At 77.0% G+C, this 813-nt stretch carries 1 pseudogene; it reads left to right on the top strand.

Annotation, left to right across the window (positions count from 1 at the left end):
- Window positions 1-113: 113 nt before the first annotated feature.
- Window positions 114-813, top strand: a pseudogene (locus tag CCN44_RS08115) (hypothetical protein); the annotation flags it as partial.

Here is an 813-nt window from a genome sequence, read left to right as displayed (position 1 = left end):
GGTCGGGCGAAGGGCTCGAACAGGGACGTTTGCGGGCCTGAGGCACCGGTTCGCGGCGGCAGCGGTTACGGTGCTGGCTGGAGACCGGATCTACGGGACAGGGGGACGGCACGATGCCCGGAACCGTGCTGCTGCTCGCGGCCTCGCCGCTGGGCCGGGGGCGCCTGGTGGACGCGGCCGGTGTCCTGCCGGTGCTGGCCGCCGTCGCCCCCGCCGTGCTGTCGGGCACCGACACCGCGAACGTCGTCGAACTCGCCGACCCGCTGGAGCCGCAGGCCGTCCTCACGCGGCTGCGGGCCGCCGCGGCCACGCCCGGCCCGCTCACCGTGTACCTCACCGGCCAGCTGCACCTGGACCGCCGCCAGCACCAGCCCCACCTGGCCCTGGCCCGCACCACCCCGGCCACCCTCCGCTACACCGCGCTGCCCTGGCACTGGATCCGCGAGGAGCTGCGGCTGCGCTCGGCCGCGGACACCGCGCTCGTCCTCGACCTGCACGCGGACGCCGAGACCTGGCGCCACGTCACCGAGCGCGGCCTCGACTCGGGCCGCACGACCGCCGTGTACGGCCGCATCGCCCCGGCCGCGGGCCGGCGGGGCCTGGCCGAACCGGCGTACATGAAGACGGTGGCCACCCTGCTGCGCAGCGGCCACCGTCCCCCGCTGGGCGTCCTGCACGAGCAGGCGGTGGGCCGGATCCCGGAGGAGACGAGGGGCAACCTGCTGCTGGCCGACGCGGGGGGCTTCGTACCCGCGGGCAGCCCTGTACGGCCGGCTCACGTACCGCCGCCCCCCGTGCCGACGGCCGTGGCGG

The organism is Streptomyces tricolor, assembly GCF_002155905.1.
In the GTDB taxonomy this organism is placed as follows: domain Bacteria; phylum Actinomycetota; class Actinomycetes; order Streptomycetales; family Streptomycetaceae; genus Streptomyces; species Streptomyces tricolor.
Note: the sequence above shows the minus strand (reverse complement) of the source record. Positions and strands in the feature narration are given on the sequence as shown.